Below are 16,595 nucleotides of genomic sequence, written 5' to 3'. Positions count from 1 at the left end.
TCATGCACAAACTGATTGGTCATACACTCAATCGGCGCCGAGCGCTGGGAACGCTCGGCGCCGTCGGAGCAGGAATGGCTGCGGCCGCCCTGAGCGGCTGTACTGCCACCACCGCGAATCTAGGCGGAACCAAATCCGGTGCCGCCGGCCGGAGGATCACAGTCGGGTCCAAGGGATTCGCCGAGAGCTGGATCATGGGCGAACTCTACGCTCAAGGTCTGCGAGCCCGCGGATACCAGGTGGATCTGAAGACGAACGTCGGCTCCAGTGACATCATCAACACAGCCCTGCAATCGGGTCAGATCGATATCTACCCCGAATACACCGGAGTCATTGTGGTGAATTGGGCCGGCACGGACACAGCATTGGGCACGGCTGAGGAAACCTTTGACATCGCCACGAAGTGGGAAAACGAACATGGAGTGACCACACTTCAGGCAACTCCGTTCGAGAATAAGAACGCGATCGCCGTGCGCAAAGAATTCGCCGACGAGCATGGACTCAAGAAGGTTTCCGACCTCAAAGGAATCGGCAACTTCATCTATTCGACTTACCCCGACAATGTCTCCGGGGCGATCGGGTATGAGGGAATCGTCGAAACCTACGGTCTGGACAATATGGAACTCAAGACCTTGAGCATCGGGTTGAATTATCAGGCGATCGAGCGGGGCGAGATCCAAGCGGCCGACGTGTTCACCACAGACCCGCAGCTGCTGAGGTCTGATCTTGTCGTCCTCGAGGATGACAAGAAGCTCTTCGGATTCCAAAATGTGGTGCCCCTGATCCGGGACGACGTGTTCCACGACCTTGAAGGGGATGCTCCCGAATTTCTCAATGCTCTTCATTCGCTCCTGACGATCGACGCTATCCAGGCTCTCAACGAGGCCTCTGCCATCAACAGGATCGACCCCGCCCAAGTGGCGAAGGTCTTCCTGCAAGAGAACGGACTGATGTGAGACCACAATGACACTTTCTTCCACCAATACGTCGCCGAGTCAGACTGCGAACTCGGCCATTGTCTTCGAACAGGTCACCAAGCTCTACTCTGGTCAGGCCGCTCCTGCCCTCGACTCGCTCGATATCGAAGTGAAGTCCGGTGAACTCGTGTGCCTCGTCGGGCCATCCGGCGGCGGTAAGACGACTGCCCTGCAGCTGGTCAATCGCATAGTCGACCTCACCAGCGGGGACATCCGCATCGGCGATCGCAGCATCATGGACATTCCCGCCATCGAGCTGCGCCGGACCATTGGCTACGCGATACAGCAGTCCGGATTGTTCCCGCACTACACGGTTGCGGAGAACATCGCGACCGTGCCGAATATCCTCAAATGGGACAAGGCACAGGTCAAGAAGCGGACCACCGAACTGCTGGAGCTGGTCGGATTCACCCCAGTCGACACTTGGCTCGGCAGATATCCCTCCCAGCTCTCCGGCGGTCAGCAGCAGCGAGTCGGAATTGCACGTGCGCTCGCTGCCGACCCTCCTGTCATGCTCATGGATGAACCCTTCGGGGCGCTCGACCCGATCACACGTATGGCCGTTCAGGACGAATTCCTCGAGATCCACAGAGCAGTCGGAAAGACGACTCTCTTCGTCACCCACGACATCGACGAGGCCATCAAAATGGCCGACCGCATTGCAATTCTCAAACCTGGGGGAATGCTCGCTCAGTACGGAACCCCGACCGAGGTGCTCACTCAGCCGGCGGACGATTTCGTCGCCGAATTCCTCGGGGCGGAACGCGGACTCAAACGCCTCGCCCTGACCACCGTCGGTGAGGTGCTTGCTGCCAAATCCGATTCCGAGGCGGGGTTGCAGGGTATCGACAGCCCGCGGGTCGAATCGGATATGACCCTGCGAGAAGCCCTCTCAGCGGTCTCCGCAGCCGGGGCACAAGGTGCACTTGTGATGGAACGGCGGAGCCACCTCGGCGAGGTCACCCTGCACGATCTGGTGAACCCACCTGCCAAAGCCATGAGGGCACTACCTGTGGAAGGCGCCGGATCATGAGCGGTATCGCACCTGCAGGTGACCCGGTCATCCCCGACTACGGGCAAGCCTCGGAATGCGTGATCGACAACGGTGTCTTCTGTGGTGACTGGTTCGTCGATCAATGGTCAACGGCCTTCTGGCCGCCTCTGATCGACCACATCTACATGGTCGTCATCGCAGTGGCGATCGGATTCATCATTGCCTTTGCTGCAGCATTGGTCGCCTACCGCAAGAAGTGGCTTGCGGGCCCGACCGGGATCGTTGCTACGTTCCTCTACACGCTGCCTCCGCTCGCTCTGTTCCAATTGCTCGTGCCTTTCACCGGGCTGACGCTGCTCACCGTCGAGATCGCTCTGGTGTGCTTCACCCTCGTGATCATCTTCCAAGCTGTGCTCGCCGGCCTGGCAGCTGTGCCAGATGACGTCAAGAAGTCCGCCATCGGCATGGGACTGGACCAGCGGCAGCTCATGGTCAACGTCGAACTGCCTCTCGCCCTGCCGTCGATCATCTCCGGTCTGCGCATTGCAACAGTCCTGACCGTGAGTGTGGCGACGATCGCCGCATTCGTCGTCGACAGCGGGCTGGGGTCACCGATCCTCAAAGCCGTGTCCTCGCCGTTCAATACGCAATTCATCGCGGCTGGAGCGCTTGCGATTCTCTTGGCGTTCGTCTTCGACGGGCTCCTGGTGATCGTCGGCAAAATTCTCACACCGTGGACGAGAGTGAGGGTCTGATGAATGACATTTTCGGGGCATTCCCATTCATGGCCGCCAATTTCGGAATGCTCATGGAGAAGACGGGTGAGCATCTGATCATCAGCCTCATCCCGTTGCTTGCGGCGATCCTCGTCGGCGTGCCGATCGGCATTTGGCTCGGTCATATCCACAAGGGCGAGTTCCTGGCGGTGAGCATCACCAATATCGGTCGTGCGCTGCCGAGCCTGGCGCTGATAGCGATTCTCATCGGATTCGTCGGCATCGGAATGCTCAACGCCATGATCGCTTTGTTCGTCCTCGCGTTCCCACCGATACTCAGCTACGCGTTCCAAGCGGTCAACTCTGCGGATCGTGATCTGACGAAAGCAGCGAGAGGTATGGGAATGACGCCTCTGCAGGTGCTGAACAAGGTAGAACTCCCGCTGGGTCTGCCGATGATCATCAGCGGTATTCGCACTGCGGCCGTGTTGACGGTGAGCTCCGCTACGATCGCCACCATCGCCGGCAGCGGTGGACTTGGTGACGTCATCCTCAACCAGGTGGCATACGGGATAGAGGGAGTCCTCGCCGGTGCGCTATGGGTCGCGGTTCTGGCGATACTTGTCGATCAGGCTTTCGCCCTGCTGCTGCGAATGGCGGCACCGACAGGAGTCAAGCGGCTGCGAGTGGCTGCAGTCTGAACGGCTGCAGAGGGTGAGGGTCGTCCGGTGGTGCTGCCCTCGCCCTCTGGACTTCGGCATCTGAAAAGAGCGAAGGAACTATGCGGAGTCGACGGCGTGCATTCGGATCGGCTTCACGTTCTTGGGGCGACCCTGCACCTCAGCTCACGGTTGCGCTCTTCGTCGAATGGGCTTTGAGATGACCGATGAGGATGAGAACGATGCCTAGGGCGAGCCAGCCGATGAGCACCCACCACTGCATCGCCATGGCAGCATCGGGGAAGTACGAGAGGTCGCGCAGCAGTGTCCCCGATGCTCCCGGGACGAAGAACTGTCCGATATCTCCCCACGCGCCTGGGAGGAACTCCTTCGGTGCTTGAAGCGAGGCGATCGGGTTGCCGATGAACATCGTCAGCACTGCACCGATGGCAATCCCGGCCGGTCCGATCAAGGATACGAAGCCGTTGATGAGTCCCGCAGTCGCAGCCACGGCGAGTCCCGCTGCGAGAACGTTGAGTCCGAAGTTGCCCTGCAGAATGCCGAACCACGACTGCAGGATCAAGGTGAGGGACAGTCCGCCGATCGCACCGTATGCCACGACCGCGACGGCACGCATGCGACGCGATTGGACGAGCATGCTGGTGAGCACACCACCGACGATTCCGCCGATGGTCAACGGCAACCCGGCGATTGCGAGGCCGGCACCGGTGGAGTCGTCATCGTTCAACGGCACGACGTCCGTGACCGTGACCTGGGGAACCTCCATCGCCGAGGTGTCCGGGCCTTGGGACTGTTCGCCCGGGTTGGTCTGGGCCTGGTCACCGGGATTGCCTCCGGACGCTGCCGGGGCCTGAGACGCGGACTTCAGCGCGTCCTGCATCTTCTTCATGCCGTCCTGCATGCCCGACATCGCCTGCTTGTCGATCCTCTGCTGCATCTGGGTACCGATCCCGTTGAGCTGCTGGGCGACGGCGGGGGAGGCCGCGGTCGAGGTGAGGATCTCGGGTTCGTCACCGAGGACGAAGGCGCCGTAGACCTCGCGTTCACGGATCAGCTGTTTCGCCTCGTCGCGGGAATCGACTTCCTTGAGGTCGAGCATGCCGTCGGGGGCGTTGTCAGCGATCTGATCGATCTGTTTCTGATCGCCGACTGCGGCGATCGGGAGATCTTTGGGATCGGACGTGACGGTCGGCCAGCTGAAGGCCAGCAGGATCACGCTGACGATGGCCGCGGCGAAGACTGCCGCGAGCAGGGCCTGTCCGATGCTGGGCCTACGGGCGGAGTTCTTGTCGTCGATCGATGCGTCGGCGTCCGTGGGTGCGTCTACGGCACCCTCGCCGGCCGAGTCCGAGCTGCTGAGGATTCGGGTCGTCATGACTGTCCAATCGTTGAAAACGAATACTTGTTCTTTTTACTCCTTCGAGTACGATATATTAAGAATGATCATTCGTTTTTGGGGGATTGGTGCCGAAGGTCACGGAAGAGCACAGGCAGGTCATGCGCACGCGCATTCAGGACGCTGCGCTCGCATGCTTCGCTCGCAAGGGATTCACCGGTGCGTCCATGGCCGACATCATCAAGGAAGCCGACCTGTCCGCCGGCGCAGTCTACGTCTACTATTCGTCGAAGGCTGAGCTCACGCTCGACGCCGGCAGGAGGATCATGGACCAGCGAGTGGGGCGCCTCGACGACTTCGTCCAGAGGAGGGAGGTCCCGCCGCCGAGGCAGGTCTTCTCTGAGCTCCTGAACTCGATTCTCGATGACAATCCCTTCGCCCCACTGGTGCTGCAGGTGTGGGGCGAGGCGTCGCATGCGCCTGGCTTCGCCACGATCGCTGAGAAGATCTTCGACGATCTCCTCGGGTACTTCGAGGCCTATCTGCAGGAGTACTTTCGTCGCACGGTGGGCCTCGACGAGGACCGCGCGCGGGAGCGTGCGCACACGATCTCACCGGCGATCCTCGCGATGATTCAGGGGGCGATCGTCCAGGCCGCGATATTGGGTGACGAGTCGCGGACCAAGGTGGGCGACGCCATTGCCTCTCTGCTCGCCGGTGTCGAAGGCTGAGGTCGGCGGCCTTCGAAGGCTGAGGCTGGTCGCTCTCGAGGGCTGAGGTCGGTTACCCGCGAAAGGTGAGTCCGTTTACTCGCAGGCTCCGTCCGGCGCCACGCGTTGTGGGGTTGGTCCTATGGGGTGGGCCGGTGGGATCTGTGGGCTGCGCCTGGTTGGCTTCGTGGGCTGCGCCCCGTCGGCTTCGTGGGTGAAGTTCGGTGACGGGGCGACCTTTCGGCTTGTTTGTCTGTAGATGCGAAACGGAACGTTCTGTTGCGTTTCGCTGGACGCGTGTGAAACTATTCGGATATGACACAAACCACATCGAAGGGGCGGCCGCTCGACGACGAGTTGACCGGGCGCGTACTCGACGAGGTGCGGGACGCGCTGGATGACAGTGGTTTCGTCCATCTCCGGATCGAAAGGGTCGCCGCTGCCGTTGGCTGCGGCAAGACCGCGATCTATCGCCGCTGGCCGAGCAAGGCGGAACTCGTTGCGGCGGCCATCCTCGACGGGATCGATTCGACACCGCTGCCGGACAGCGGTGACATCGTCGAAGACCTGGTCGAACACGCCTGGCAGCATCTGTCGAACTTCCGTCCGGACGGCCCACGCGGCAGCAGCAGAAACGGCGTTCTCCTGTCGCTGTTCGACGTCGAAGTCATTCCGCTGATCTCGGAACGCTATATGAAGCAGAGACACGCCAACGGCCGCGAGATCCTGGACAGGGGCATCGCACGAGGGCAGATCGGCAGCGAGCTCGACCAGGACCTCACCCTCGACGCCATCGCCGGATTCACGCTGTTCCGACTGTCCATCAAGCCCGATGCGAAGGCAGACAGCGATGCCGAGCTCAAGGACTCCTACCGCCGACTTGTGCGGTCACTGCTGCACCTCCCGAGGTGACACGACGGACGCGTCATCACAGACCGCATTCCGAACCGGACCGCGCCACCGCACACGCCGCATCATGACTGCCCGCTCCGTCGTCCGTCGATGAAAGGACCTCACTCATGTCCACCGCCTACCTGCCAGCTGCGAACACCGAATCTGAGCACTTCGTTCTGCGCGGGGCGACCCTCATCGACGGAAACGGCGGTGATCCGGTCACCGAAGCCGAGATCGAGGTCAAGGACGGTCGCATCGTCCACGTCGGTCCACAGCGGACCGCATCGGCCACCTCGGCGATGGAGGGTGTCCCGGCCGGGGACGGCGCTTCGACGGGGGACGGTACGACGGGGGAGGGGCCTCGGGTCGTCGACCTGAGGGGCAAGACGGTGATGCCCGGGTTCATCGACTCGCATGTGCACTTCGGTCTCTCGGTCGAGAACCAGGCGGCCAACCTCGCCCGCTTCGCCTCTGAGAGAATCGTCCGCAGCGCCGTCAACGCCCGGAACACGCTCATGGCCGGGGCGACCACGGCTCGCGATCTCGGGGGCACCGACCGAGGTGTTCGCGACAGCATCGAGCAGGGACTGATCCTCGGACCGCGAATCCACCTGGCCATCTCTCCGCTGTCGCCGACCGGCGGGCACACCGACTTCACGATGCCCAACGGTCTGGCCACCATGCCGCCCATGCCCGTCGACCCGATCATCGACACCGATGACGACGTCCGTCGCACCGTGCGCACCCTCATCCGATCCGGCGCCGACGTGATCAAAGTCTGTACGACCGGCGGTGTCTCGAGCCCATCGGATACCCCCGATGACATCGGCGTCCCCGAGGAGCACGTGCGGCTCATCGTCGAAGAGGCCGACAAACGAGCACACCAGCCCGTCGCGGCGCACGCACAGGGTGCCGAAGGCATCAAAGCCGCCATCCGCGGCGGTGTCCGCTCCGTCGAGCACGGGTACGGAATCGACGACGAGGGCATCGAGCTCATGCTCGGCCACGGCACCTTTCTCGTGCCGACGCTCAGCAGTGCGCTGCGTGTGCCGGATCCGCGGGACGTCCCCGGCTACCTGTACGAGAAGAAGGTCAAGTGGTCGGCGATCGCTCGGGAGCGAGTCGCCGTGGCCACGTCCGCCGGCGTCAAGGTCGCGTTGGGCACCGACTCGGGGGTGTGCCCGCACGGAGTCAACCTGCGCGAGGCGATGCATGCCGTCGAGCTCGGACTGACTCCGATGCAGGCGATCGTGTCGGGAACGAGGAACGCGGCCGAGCTGCTGCGCCTGTCCGGTGATCTGGGCACACTCGAGGAAGGCAAACTCGCCGACCTCCTCGTCGTCGACTTCGACCCGCTGGCCGACATCACGGCGTTGGCCGAACCCGACAACGTCAAGGCCGTCGTCCAGGGCGGGCACCTGGTCAAGGACTCCGCAGGCTGGTTCCAGACCGCGATCCTCGGCTCGGCGCTCGGGTGAGACGATGACCGAGCACGACCCGGCGCACCCGACAGCAACCTCGGCCGGGCGGCGTTGGGGCATTGCCACCCCGGCCGCGCGGCGTACCGGTACACCGATGCCGGCGCTGACAGAATCGAACCCAGAACAGACCATCTCCAGCACAGAAGAGGAACCACGATGACGACTGACTTCCGGACAGAGGCTCTGTCCCTGACCACCGAGCTGCGTGACCTGCGCCGCGAACTCCACCGCAATCCTGAGCTGGGGCTGGAGCTGCCCTTCACTCAGCAGAAGATCCTCGACGCTCTCGACGGTCTGCCGCTGGAGATCACGACGGGCACCGGTCTCAGCTCGGTCATCGCTGTGCTCCGCGGCGACAAACCCGGCCCCACGGTGCTGCTGCGCGGAGACATGGACGCCCTGCCCGTCACCGAGGCCACGGGACTCGACTTCGCATCGGTCAACGGGACCATGCACGCCTGCGGCCATGACCTGCACGTGACGGGTCTCGTCGGTGCTGCGAAGCTGCTGTCCGCACACCGGGCCGAACTCGCCGGAACCGTCGCCTTCATGTTCCAGCCCGGTGAAGAGGGTCAGGGCGGAGCGAAGATCATGCTCGAAGAGGGAATGTTCGAAACCATCGGTGCGACTCCGGACTCCGCCTACGCCGTCCATGTCGCGCCGGGGCCTCCCGGCACATTCGTCAGCCGCCCGGGCACTGTCATGGCCGGAGCCAACACCCTCCACGTGACCATGCACGGAAAAGGCGGGCACAGCTCACGCCCCGAGGACGCCACGGATCCCATCCGTCCGCTCATGGAATTCGGCCAGGCACTGTATTCGATGATCTCCGGATCGTTCAGCGTCTTCGACCCCATCGTCGCCGAGGTGACTCAGCTGGAGGCCGGCAACGCCGTCAACATCATCCCCGCGACAGCGAAGCTCGGTGCCTCCGTGCGCACACTCTCGGCAGAGACGACGGAGAGGTTCCCCGAAGCCGCAGTCCGACTGGCGGAGTCGATCGCAGCCGCGCACGGGTGCACCGCCGAGGTGGTGTGGACCGAACAGTACCCCGTGACCATCAATGACGACCGCGAGGCCCAGTTCGTCGCCACGACCCTGACCGAGGTTTTCGGCGCTGAGCGCTATGTGCAGGCTCCCGATCCGGTCATGGGCTCCGAGGACTTCTCCTTCGTGCTCAACGAGGTGCCTGGAACGTTCCTATTCCTGTTTGTCTCCCCGCAGGACGTCGATCCTGCCACCGCTGCGACGAACCATTCACCCGAGGTCCTCTTCGATGATGCGCACCTGCCGGACCAGGCCGCGGCGCTCGCCACCCTCGCATGGCAGCGCACCCTCAGAGGCTGAACGGGTTGAGGCTCAGTGGCGCGGGACTGATGCTTCGCGGGACTGATGCTGTTCGGGACTGAGCATTTCGGGACTGATGCCGCGCGGGGCTCTGGCTGTGCGGGGCCCGATCAGACGGTGTCGCCGTCCTCGTCGACCGAGTGGACCCGGTCCTCGCGCATGCTCACCTTGTCCACGCCGGAGAGTTCCATCAGGGGAGGGATGAGCATGTGCAGGGACGGCTTGCCCTCGAACTTCACGTCGATCTGGACCATCCGCACTCCGTCGTCGGATTCGAAGCGCTTCGAGTCGAGTATCGTGTTCGAGAAGCCCATGTTCCCGGCCACGGCGAGGATATCGCGGAGGACTCCCGATCCGTCCTTATAGGCGATGCGCAGCAGTTTGCGGTGATCGCTGTCGGGGATCCGGCGGATCAGGGGAGCGATGACGAACAGAGTCAGCAGATGCAGTGCGGTGAGCATCATGGCCAGAGTCAGCATGCCCGCTCCGCAGGCCATGCCCACCGCGGCCGTCACCCATACGGTGGCGGCGGTCGTGAGTCCGCGCACCATGTTTCGGCCCTTGAAGATCACGCCCGCACCCAGGAAGCCGATCCCCGAGACGATCTGTGCGGCGATCCGCGATGGGTCCAGGCGAGCATCGTCGCCGAGCACCTCGGCGAATCCGTACGCGGAGACCAGCGTGAATGCACAAGTGCCGATGCCCACGAGGACATGGGTGCGGTAGCCGGCGCTCTTCTGTCGGAACTGTCGTTCGAAGCCGATCAGTGAGCACAGGACGAAGCTGGCCAGGAGCAACTGGGCTTCGACAAGACCGGTCGGTGAGAAGATATCGATGTGTGAACCCATAGTCCGTCTGACTCTAACCCCGTGGCCCTCCGACCGGTAGACAGGAGGGCCACGGGGCAATGAGGATGCTCACACTGTGGAGGGGATCCACTCCCGCCGGTCCGCCGACTCAGGGCCCACAGGGCTCGGACTCTCGTCGTACGGATTCTCAGCGGCCGCCTCGGCGAACCGATGGCTCAGTCCCTCACCTGCGGTGGGTGCGGCAGTGTAGGCGGCCGAATCCTGCTGCCCTGCTGATTCCGTGGTCTCGAACGCTTCGTCCTCGACGGTGGCGGACGCCACCGCCTGTGCGGAGGACGAGCCCTCGAGAGCCTTCGCCTGCTTTCGGAGCTGCTTGCTGCGTTCCCGCTCCCGTTCGAGGTGGAGGTTGCCGAAGTCGTGCTCGGTCCGCGGCGGCTTCACGCTGTCGATGAGGAAGACCAGTGCCAGCGACACGAGACCCCAGAGCGCGAGGACCTGCAGGTGCTCGGTGACGACGTCGCCGTCGAAGTAGACGATCGAACGGATCGTCTCAACGGCCGCCGGCATCGGCAGGAACTCGTGCAGAGTGGAGAAGAACGTCGGCGTCATGTACTCGGAGATCGAGCCGTTCGAGGCGGGCATGCCGGCGAACATGAGCGTGCCGATGACAGGAATGATCGCAAGCATGCCGAGGAGTCTCTCGAAGACCATCGCGAACATGGCGATGCAGAAGATCGCGATGGTCCCGGCGCCCCACAGCTGAGCGAAATGTCCCTCGACGGCGCCGGTGATCGGACCCGCGATGAGGGCCACCACCAGGGACATGAACGGTGCGTAGACCACGGTCAGCGGCACCATCCGCTTCAGTGGACGGCTCCACGGATTGGCGTTGGCAGCGACGACGACGACCATGAAGCCGGCGAGGATCCAGCCCATCGCCACATACATGACACTCACGCCGTTCTTGTCCCGATCGGGAAGCGGGGTGAGGTTGTCGACCTCGAGATCCATGTCCTGGGCCGAGGCGACCTGGTCGAAGACCTGGGTGACGACACGATACGCTGCGCTGTTGCCCGCCTCATTGGCGATCAGCCCGAACTCCGGGTTCTTCTCAGTCGGCAGGACGAGTGCGGCGACCGCATCCCGATCCTCGACGAGGGCGCGGGCCTCGTCTTCGTTCGCCGTGGCGGTGAAGTCGAACATGTCCTCGCCCATGCTCTTCTCGAGGTCGGCGATCGTGTCCTGCGCCTGCTCGGTCGACGAGCCGACCACCGTGACCGGCATATCCTTGGGCGTGGGCGAGCCCATCGCGCCGAGCATGAACGAGATCATCATCGTCACCATCGCCAACGGGAAGATCACGAGTGAGATGTAGCGCAGCACCTTCGAGTCCGGACGGCGACCACCGTGCAGCGAGGGGATGTTGACCGACAGCGGTTCGGGGTCCGGGTTGCGCCTGTGTGAGAGGTGGTCGTAGGCCTTCGTCAGCAGCAGACCGACGACGGCTCCGATGGCCAGGACCAGGAGGTGCCCGGTGACACCGGTGCCGTTGAAGTAGAGCACCGAACGCAATGACTCACCGATGGCGGGCATCGGGAGGAATTCGTGGGTGAACCGGAAGAACGGCGGCATCGTGTAGACGGGCATGGCCATGTTCGACGACGGCATGCCGAGGACCATGAGGAAGAGGATGCCGAAGAGAACGCCCAGGGCCCCGAAGAGTCGGGTGATGAACAGCTGCACGCAGGAGATCGCGAACACACCCAACCAGGCGATGCCGAGGACGGCGACCGTGTCCTTGACGTCGACGATGTCGAGGATCGGGCAGGTCACGGTCCAGACGAGTCCGGCGATGACGGCTGCCCACGCACCGAGGATGGGGACGATGCGCTTGAACTTCAGCAGCTCGGGCGAGTTCGACCGCAGCACGCTGAAGGGCAGATAGCCGGCCATGACGATCGCCGTCATGAGGAACATCGCACCCAGGCCGGTGGGATCGTCGTCGGGCAGCGGAGCCAGATCCTGCGCGTCGACGTCGAGCCCCTCATCCTGCAGGGCCGGCATCACGAGACCGGTGACGGTCGTGGCCTGCTGTGTGCCCGCACCGCCAGCGGTGTAGAGCGTGGCCTTGCTGCCGTCGACGACGACCGCCGCCGAGGCATCCCGTTCGTAGACCATCTCACGTGCGGTGTGCCCGTCTCCGACGGTCTCGACGTCGAGAGCGTCCGGTTCGGAGCCGTCGAGTGAGAACTTCGTGTCCGTGGCGTTCGAATCCGATCCGGCCACAACGACGGGCATGTCGTTGGCGGTCGGGGAGTGCATGGTGCCGAGGTAGCCCGTGATCATCATGCCCACGAACAGGAGCGGCATGATGAAGATCGCGAGCGTGCGGCCGATCATCTCGGCCTTGGCCCGCTTGGCGGCAGCGGCGTCGTTCGTGTCCGAATCCGTGCCTGCTCCGGTGTCGGATTCCGGAGCGTCATGAGGGTCGAGCTCGCGTGCCTCTCGGCGGGTGGGTGGTGTTGGGGTGGTCACTGTCGTCCTCCTGGCAGTTCGGAAGTCGCGTGATCGCCGCTGACCACCTTGAACTCGACTACTTTAAGACACGTGACTTAGAATTGTGAAATCGAGATCGATTTGCCAAGGTGATTGCAGTGTGCGCCGAGGCGGCGTCGGAAATGAAAGACAGGGACATGGGAATCCAGAGCGACCGAGCGCGCGAGGTGCTGCTCAACGCTGCGGAGGAGCTCTTCGCCATCCACGGCATCGATGCGGTGTCCAATCGTCGCATCGTCGACCATGCCGGGGCGGCGAATCACTCCGCGATCTCGTACCACTTCGGTGGGAAGGAGGGCCTGCTGCGGGCGCTCGTCGAGCGTCATGTCGCCGAGGTGGCCCTCCGCAGGGACGGTTACGTCGCTGGTCTGGGCGAGACGCCGAGCATTCATGATTTCGTCCGCTGCAGAATGGGCCCGCTGTTCGACGTGTTCGCCGACCTGCCGCGGCCGAGCTGGCGTGCGCAGTTCCTGGCGCAGGTGGGAATCGTGCCCTCGGCGGTCGAGATCATGAAGTCCGTGATCAGCGAGTCGGCATTGCCTGACGGGCTGAGATTCATTCACGGCGAGGTCCAGGGCATCCCCGAAGGCGTCCTGCGCGGAAGAGCGTACCTGCTTGCTCACATGGTCATCGGTGTCAGCGCCGACCAGGAGAGGAAGATGAACGACGGTACGCACCAAGGCAGCTGGGATCAGGTCGGTCGGTTCCTCGTCGATGCAGCATCGGGCATGCTCGCCGGGCCTGTCACATCACCCGACGGCGCCATCCGCTATCCCTCGATGCCGTTCCTCTGAGCGGTGAGGTCGAATTCTCTGGGCGGTGAGGTCGAATTCTCTGGGCGGTGAGGTCGAAGTGACCGGCGTGTTCTGGTCGCCCGGTTCCGACGGCCGGGCGGGTGTCCGCGCGGGCGCGAGTCAGTCGCAGCCTTCCGGGCCGCAGACTGCGCCATCGCGAACGGCCTCGTCGCCACCTGTGCCTGAGGTGGCGCTGTCTGTTCCTGATCCCGGGCCGGCAAGCACCGGGAGCCTCTGGCTTTCGCCCCACGCTGTCTCGAGCGCCTGAGCGAAGGCTTCGGGCGGCTGAGCACCGGAGATTCCGTACTTGCGGTCGATGACGAAGAACGGGACACCATTGGCACCCAGGGCCTGAGCCTCGGCGATGTCGGACTTCACCTCGGCGGTGAATTCCTCGGTCGAAAGGATCCGGCGGGCTTCTGCGGCGTCGATGCCGACTCTCTGGGCCACCTCGGCGAGATAATCGACATCACCGATGTCGCGGCCCTGCTCGAAATGACCGGACAGCAGCTCTTCCTGGGCCTGGTTCAAGACCCCCTGGGTCTTGGCCAGGTGGAGGAGGCGGTGGGCGGTGAAGCTGTTGGCCACGAGTATGGAATCGAAATCGTAGTTCAGACCCTCACCGGCGGCCTGCTGAGTGACGTGATCGAACATCTGCCGAACCTGATCGGCAGGCATTCCCTTGACCTGGCTGAGGTACTCGGTCTCCGTGCCCGCATAGTGGTCGGGCAGACTCGGATCGAGTTGGTAGCTGCGCCATTCGACCTCGACGTCATCCTTGTGCTCGAAGTCGTTCAGAGCGGTCTCGAAGCGACGTTTTCCGATGAAGCACCAGGGGCAGGCGATGTCCGACCAGATTTCAATCCTCATGATCGGGCAACCCCGGGGTCGGTGCGGGTTATTCCCGGGGCTAACCGAACCGAAAGCCGTTGCCACTGGCCTCGGTGATGGCGAGGTAGAAGAAGCCGAGAAGTCCCAAGGGGATGGACGCGACCCAGACAATCAGATAGAGCCATATCTTCACACAGAACACGAGGATGACAAGAGGCAAACCAATCACTCCGAGTCCGGCGAGCGCCTCGGCCATCGGCTGAGTCGTCCTGAAGTAGATTTCTCTTGGGAGTGGATAGAGGACGAAGAGTGCGATGCCAACGAGGATGCCGACGAGATTGAGATCGTCCACGAAGCGGTTGAAGCCTGCGGCAGGGTTGAACCCGGCGGACCAATCTTCGAAGTCCACGATTGAGTAGAAGCCCACGATCGGAATCACCGCAAGAATGAGACTTGAGGCCAGCCGAGTGTATTTGCGATTCAGCCAGGCCCCGACTATGAAGCCGAGAATGCTGGCCTGTCGTGTTGTCGTACCTCGACCTTCATCTGCGCCCACGGTCGACATCATATCGGGCAACATGCCTTGATAATGTGTTTGCCGCGGTTCAAGTTGGCGAGGCGCTCGAATCCGATCAGAACAGTGCTTCCTGGGGTGGCGGTGTGAGACTCGCGGCCGGCGTCTCGTTGAGTGCAGGGCTGTTCGTCCGGTCTCCGCGCTTGGTCTTCGGGTAGTCGTCGTCGGCGGAGCCGCGGAGGTCGTACTTGTCGATGAGTGGGTTGATGCGACGGCTCAGCCAGGCTCGGTACTCCTTCGAGGCGTACGAGGACGCGGAGTACATGCGACGGTAGCGGGGGAGCAGGTCGGGACGTTCGCGTTCGAGCCATTCGAAGAACCATTCGCGGGCACCCGGGCGCAGGTGCAGTGCCCCGTAGACCACTCTGCTCGCACCTGCCTCCTTGATCGACCTGAGTGCGGCGTCGAGATGCTCCACCGAGTCGGTGAGCTTCGGCATCACCGGCATGAGGAAGACAGAGACCTTGAAGCCGAGGTTCGCGGCCGCTCTGACTGTGGCCAGCCGTGCCTTCGTCGTCGGCGTGCCGGGCTCGATCGTCTGCTGCATGGCGTCATCGTGGACGGCGATCGACATGCTGATCTCCACATCGACGTCCTCGGCGGCGCGGGCGAGCAGCGGCAGGTCGCGGCGGAGCAGGGTGCCCTTGGTCAGGACCGACATCGGAGTCCCGTGCTCGGCGAGGGCGTTGATGATGCCCGGCATGAGTGCGTAGCGGCCCTCGGCGCGCTGATAGGGATCGGTGTTCGTGCCCAGAGCAACCAGCTCGCGTGACCACTTCGGCTTCGCCACTTCAGCCGCGAGGACCTCGGGGGTGTTGACCTTGACGATGACCTTTCGGTCGAAATCCTGCCCGGTGTCGAGGTCGAGGTAGCGGTGGGTGCTGCGGGCGAAGCAGTACACGCAGGCATGAGAGCAGCCGCGGTAGGGGTTGAGCGTCCAGGTGAATGGCATCGAACTCCCCGCAGGCACCTTATTCAGTGCCGACTTCGCCAGCACCTCGTGGAAGGTGACCCCGGCGAACTCCGGCGTTCGCACACTGCGCACCAGCCCCTTGAGCCCGAAGAGCTCGGCGGGCGGCGCATCCGTGCCTGCGCCCCTTGTGTCTGCTGCGCTCGTGTCTGCTTCTCCTGTGGCTGCTTCTTCCGTGGCCGATGCCGTCGTGGCCGGATTCAGGTCGAAGACGCTCTGCTGATCCCACCTCATGATTACATTCGAACACGTGTTCTAGTTCGAGTCAAGGGTGCATCGTGAAGCCCGAGGGTGCATCGTAAAGCCGGGGGAGGCCTAGGAGGCTGTCATCGCCTTGAACTCGCTGCGGTGGAAGACGAGCGCGTCGGTGTCGGCTTCGCTGCTGGCGTCGAGGATCTCCAGCAGCGCCACGGTGTGATCGCCGGCTTCGACCTCGTTGTAGAGGCGGGTCCACAGGTGGGCAGGGCTGTCGGGAATGGTCAGTGCGCCATCGGCGGCGATCGTGGGCTCGATTCCCGCGAAGCGCTGTGCGCGGTCCTTCGATGCCAACTGCCTGGTCAGTGATGACTGCTGTGTGCCGAGGAGGGAGACTCCCAGTGCAGGGGCACTGCGCAGCAGAGGCCACGTGCTCGAACTCGCCTGCACCGCAACGCTGATCAACGGTGGGTCGAGCGAGACGCCTGCGGTCACCGTCGAGGCGACGAGACCGAGGGGGTTCCCGTCGACCTGGGCTCCGATGAGCGCGACCCCCTGCGGGAAGTGGGAGAAGGTTTCGCGGAGAGCCTCCGGTGACACTGCCGTCGCGCGCGTGATCGTCGTCATGAACTTGCCTCCGGTGGTGATCGGCTGCTGAGGGGGTGCGGCTTGTGAAATGTGCCGCTCAACGAATTTCCGCTCAACAATGCCTTGCTGGTCTCATTCGATCA

General features: G+C 63.4%; 16 protein-coding genes. 9 read left to right on the top strand and 7 right to left on the bottom strand.

Going from position 1 to position 16,595, the window contains the following annotated elements:
* Window positions 1-2: 2 nt before the first annotated feature.
* Genes BKA07_RS15095 through BKA07_RS15080 form a run of 4 tightly spaced genes read left to right on the top strand, consistent with a single transcriptional unit; the run spans window position 3 to window position 3,388 of the window.
* Window positions 3-956 carry an ABC transporter substrate-binding protein gene (locus tag BKA07_RS15095; RefSeq protein WP_167951612.1) on the top strand — a complete coding sequence of 318 codons (954 nt, stop codon included), beginning with the start codon at window positions 3-5 and terminating at the stop codon, window positions 954-956.
* A gap of 7 nt (window positions 957-963) precedes the next feature.
* Window positions 964-2,010, top strand: a complete 1,047-nt coding sequence (locus tag BKA07_RS15090; RefSeq protein WP_167951611.1) for an ABC transporter ATP-binding protein — start codon at window positions 964-966, stop codon at window positions 2,008-2,010.
* Window positions 2,007-2,726, top strand: a complete 720-nt coding sequence (locus tag BKA07_RS15085; RefSeq protein ID WP_167951610.1) for an ABC transporter permease — start codon at window positions 2,007-2,009, stop codon at window positions 2,724-2,726. The genes BKA07_RS15090 and BKA07_RS15085 overlap by 4 nt, the downstream gene beginning before the upstream one ends.
* The gene (locus BKA07_RS15080; protein WP_167951609.1) at window positions 2,726-3,388 is read left to right on the top strand and encodes an ABC transporter permease; all 663 of its coding nucleotides are present in this window, start codon (window positions 2,726-2,728) and stop codon (window positions 3,386-3,388) included. Before BKA07_RS15085 ends, BKA07_RS15080 begins: the two co-directional genes overlap by 1 nt.
* A gap of 139 nt (window positions 3,389-3,527) precedes the next feature.
* On the opposite strand, the gene BKA07_RS15075 is transcribed toward BKA07_RS15080, so the two are convergent.
* Window positions 3,528-4,742, bottom strand: coding sequence for an ABC transporter permease (locus BKA07_RS15075; RefSeq protein WP_167951608.1), 1,215 nt, complete (start codon window positions 4,740-4,742; stop codon window positions 3,528-3,530).
* 122 nt (window positions 4,743-4,864) lie between these two features.
* Here BKA07_RS15075 and BKA07_RS15070 point away from each other — a divergent pair, with 122 nt between their 5' ends.
* The 4 genes from BKA07_RS15070 to BKA07_RS15055 all read left to right on the top strand — a co-directional run bounded on the left by BKA07_RS15070 (window position 4,865) and on the right by BKA07_RS15055 (window position 9,135).
* Entirely contained in the window at window positions 4,865-5,434 is a 570-nt protein-coding gene (locus BKA07_RS15070) for a TetR/AcrR family transcriptional regulator (RefSeq protein WP_167951607.1), read from the top strand.
* 294 nt (window positions 5,435-5,728) lie between these two features.
* On the top strand, window positions 5,729-6,325 hold the full coding sequence (locus tag BKA07_RS15065) for a TetR/AcrR family transcriptional regulator (protein WP_167951606.1): 597 nt from the start codon (window positions 5,729-5,731) through the stop codon (window positions 6,323-6,325).
* A 107-nt stretch (window positions 6,326-6,432) separates the two neighbouring features.
* On the top strand, window positions 6,433-7,785 hold the full coding sequence (locus tag BKA07_RS15060; protein ID WP_167951605.1) for a metal-dependent hydrolase family protein: 1,353 nt from the start codon (window positions 6,433-6,435) through the stop codon (window positions 7,783-7,785).
* Window positions 7,786-7,944: 159 nt separating this feature from the next.
* Window positions 7,945-9,135 (top strand): M20 metallopeptidase family protein, encoded by a 1,191-nt coding sequence (locus BKA07_RS15055; RefSeq protein ID WP_167951604.1) that lies wholly within the window; start codon window positions 7,945-7,947, stop codon window positions 9,133-9,135.
* 110 nt (window positions 9,136-9,245) lie between these two features.
* Here BKA07_RS15055 and BKA07_RS15050 read toward each other — a convergent pair whose 3' ends face one another.
* The gene (locus BKA07_RS15050) at window positions 9,246-9,983 is read right to left on the bottom strand and encodes an MgtC/SapB family protein (protein WP_167951603.1); all 738 of its coding nucleotides are present in this window, start codon (window positions 9,981-9,983) and stop codon (window positions 9,246-9,248) included.
* Between the two features lie 69 nt (window positions 9,984-10,052).
* Window positions 10,053-12,479 (bottom strand): ABC transporter permease, encoded by a 2,427-nt coding sequence (locus BKA07_RS15045; protein WP_167951602.1) that lies wholly within the window; start codon window positions 12,477-12,479, stop codon window positions 10,053-10,055.
* 158 nt (window positions 12,480-12,637) lie between these two features.
* On the opposite strand from BKA07_RS15045, the gene BKA07_RS15040 reads away from it, so the two are divergent.
* Complete coding sequence (locus BKA07_RS15040) at window positions 12,638-13,294, top strand: TetR/AcrR family transcriptional regulator (protein WP_167951601.1); 657 nt, start codon at window positions 12,638-12,640, stop codon at window positions 13,292-13,294.
* Between the two features lie 120 nt (window positions 13,295-13,414).
* On the opposite strand, the gene BKA07_RS15035 is transcribed toward BKA07_RS15040, so the two are convergent.
* From BKA07_RS15035 to BKA07_RS15020, 4 genes are all read right to left on the bottom strand, one after another.
* Window positions 13,415-14,164, bottom strand: coding sequence for a DsbA family oxidoreductase (locus tag BKA07_RS15035; protein ID WP_167951600.1), 750 nt, complete (start codon window positions 14,162-14,164; stop codon window positions 13,415-13,417).
* 40 nt (window positions 14,165-14,204) lie between these two features.
* Window positions 14,205-14,705 (bottom strand): hypothetical protein, encoded by a 501-nt coding sequence (locus BKA07_RS15030; RefSeq protein WP_167951599.1) that lies wholly within the window; start codon window positions 14,703-14,705, stop codon window positions 14,205-14,207.
* A gap of 52 nt (window positions 14,706-14,757) precedes the next feature.
* Window positions 14,758-15,903, bottom strand: coding sequence for an Rv2578c family radical SAM protein (locus BKA07_RS15025; protein ID WP_245161972.1), 1,146 nt, complete (start codon window positions 15,901-15,903; stop codon window positions 14,758-14,760).
* Window positions 15,904-15,984: 81 nt separating this feature from the next.
* Window positions 15,985-16,491 carry a flavin reductase family protein gene (locus BKA07_RS15020; RefSeq protein ID WP_167951598.1) on the bottom strand — a complete coding sequence of 169 codons (507 nt, stop codon included), beginning with the start codon at window positions 16,489-16,491 and terminating at the stop codon, window positions 15,985-15,987.
* Between the last annotated feature and the right edge of the window lie 104 nt (window positions 16,492-16,595).

Source organism: Brevibacterium marinum (genome assembly GCF_011927955.1).
Lineage (GTDB): Bacteria > Actinomycetota > Actinomycetes > Actinomycetales > Brevibacteriaceae > Brevibacterium > Brevibacterium marinum.
The sequence above is the reverse complement of the archived record's forward strand: the minus strand, read 5'-3'. Positions and strand labels throughout refer to the sequence as shown.